Here is a 1,035-nt window from a genome sequence, read left to right as displayed (position 1 = left end):
CGATTTAAGGAAGCATCATGGGATATCGGGTTGTCACGTCAGAGGAAAAAGCAGAAGCCATTCGCTTGGTCGTGGAGATGAATTACTCCATCCCTAAAGCCTGTGAAGCTATTGATGTGGGCCCTACGGCCCTGCGTCGCTGGGTTTCGCGCTGGCGTCGAGAGCAGGAAGGCATGTCGCAGCCACCGCGATTGCAGGATCAGGAACTGATCGAATCGCTCCAGGCAAAGCTGGCACTGCTTGAAGCCGAGAACCAAGTGCTAAAAAAGCAATTGCCCTCTCATCTAAAGGTTCTGTTCGGTCGAACCAAGTGATTGATGGCGTTCGAGGTGCAATGTCGATTCGGCGCATGTGCTCAGTGCTTGGTGTTGCCCGAAGCAGCTATTACACCAAGCGTAAACCCAAGCGCCTGAAGCCTGAACTGCGCTTGCTGAGGCGTAAACTTCGTGCGATGCATAAAGAACATCGTGAGGCGTTAGGTACTCGTGGGTTTTCCAGAGAGCTAAGAAAAGAGGGGATTTTTATTGGGCGCTGTCGAATGCGCACGCTGATCAACACCTTTGGCCTACACCGACGCAGACCGTGTTATGCCCACTATCGACGCGCTACGAAACCAGCGATTGTTGCACCGAACATACTTGATCGGCGTTTTAATCCGACCCAGCCAGACACCCTTTGGGCCGGCGACATTACCTACATCCGAGTCGGAAATGGCTGGCTTTATCTGGCGGTGGTGATGGATCTGTTTTCACGCAGAATTGTGGGGTGGGCCTGTTCCCGAACTGCCGATGCTGAGCTGTCTGCAAGGGCGCTAAGGTTAGCAGTGTCACTACGCCGTCCGATGCCTGCATTGCTATTTCACTCAGACCAAGGCTGCCAGTACACCGCTGATCGATTTGTTGGCTGCTTGGCAGAAAACCGGATCGTTCAGAGCATGAGTCGTCGAGGGAACTGCTGGGATAACGCAGTTGTTGAGCGCTATTTCAGGACGTTGAAACACGATTGGATGCCGGAAAACGGCTACCAAAACCATTT

General features: G+C 53.0%; 2 protein-coding genes. Both read left to right on the top strand.

The window, feature by feature from the left end; genetic code table 11:
* Window positions 1-17: 17 nt before the first annotated feature.
* Complete coding sequence (locus JN524_RS27160; protein WP_202371313.1) at window positions 18-314, top strand: transposase; 297 nt, start codon at window positions 18-20, stop codon at window positions 312-314.
* Between the two features lie 20 nt (window positions 315-334).
* Window positions 335-1,035, top strand: a 701-nt coding sequence (locus tag JN524_RS27155; RefSeq protein WP_237403194.1) for an IS3 family transposase, incomplete at its 3' end; no start/stop codon positions are given.

Source organism: Pseudomonas sp. MWU318, assembly GCF_016756945.1.
GTDB classification, from domain to species: Bacteria; Pseudomonadota; Gammaproteobacteria; order Pseudomonadales; family Pseudomonadaceae; genus Aquipseudomonas; species Aquipseudomonas putida_A.
Note: the sequence above shows the minus strand (reverse complement) of the source record. Positions and strands in the feature narration are given on the sequence as shown.